Genomic DNA, 1223 nt, shown 5'->3' on the forward strand with positions numbered 1-1223 from the left:
CCTTGACTTCTCCGAGCCGCAAGGAGGAACCAGCACCATGCATCCCCCACCCCGGAGGCGGAGAGCCGTGCCGTCGAAACCGTCGGCCTTGGCCTCGTCGAGAAGCTGCTTCGCCTTGGCGGTGTCGACTCCCATCGGAGCGACGTCGTTGTGCCAGCGAGAGGTGTCCTGGAAGATGACCTGCCCGGGCAGACCCTTACCTTCGTTGAGTCGGTTGTCGAGTGCGACGGGATCGGTTGCGAGGGCCAAGGCCTGGCGTACTCGCACGTCGGCACCGGGACGACCGGGAGCCGTGTTGACCAGCGAGAGGTACGACAGCGACGGGATGTCGACGAAGCCCGGGTAGCCGGAATCGATCAGATCCAGCACGTTCGGTAGCGACCGCATGTACGCGACGTCCGTGCCGCCACTCTTGAGCGATTCGGTGGTGGACTGCGAACCGACGATGCTGATCAACCGCAGCTTGTCCACGTTCGGGGCGCCGTCGAAGTAGTCTTCCCGAGCGTCGAGGATCAATTCCTCGTTGGGAGCGAACTTCTCGAGAGTAAACGCACCGGCGCCGATCGGGGTGAACTGATCGCCCTGCTGGGCGCTCGGCGCGACGATCATGCCGGGACCGGTGGAGAGCAGTGACTCGATACCGGTCCAGGGGTCGACGAGATTGAAGACGACCGTCGACGGATCCGGAGTGTCTACCGACGCGACCTTCGACGCGTACAGACTCGACTGCGGTCCCTTGTTGGTGACGTAACGATTGAGGCTCGCCGAGACGGCCGCCGAATCCACCGGGGTGCCGTCGCTGAACTTCACGCCGTCGCGCAGTTCGAGGGTCCATGTCTTGAAGTCCGAACTCGGCTCCATCGATTCGGCGAGCTTCGGAACGAATTCCTTGGACGCCGGGTCGTACCGCAGGAGCGTGTCGTAGATCGCGCCCAACTCCGAACCGGCGACCGAACCGGCGATCTGAGTCTTCGCGGGGTCGAGATTCGTGACGGCGGAGTACCCGCTGAACGTGAGCGTGCCGCCCTTGACCGGGTCGCCCTCGCCGGATTGCTCGTTGACCGGGCCGATGGACAATCCTGAACCGGACTCCGGTGCGTCGCCGCTCCCACCCCCGTTCCCGCTGTCAGCGCACGACGAGACGAACAGGCCGGCGGAGACTGCCAGCGCGACGGCGGCAACCTTGCGGTGACCGCGCCGAGAACTGCGACTCATTCAAAACC

The 1223-nt window shown here is 64.8% G+C and carries 1 protein-coding gene; it reads right to left on the minus strand.

The window, feature by feature from the left end; genetic code table 11:
* The coding region (locus ABT116_RS47950) for an ABC transporter substrate-binding protein (protein WP_351647787.1) at nt 1–1077 on the minus strand (1077 nt) is incomplete at its 3' end.
* Nucleotides 1078–1223: the final 146 nt, after the last annotated feature.

Source organism: Streptomyces sp. NPDC002130, assembly GCF_040296465.1.
GTDB lineage: Bacteria > Actinomycetota > Actinomycetes > Streptomycetales > Streptomycetaceae > Streptomyces.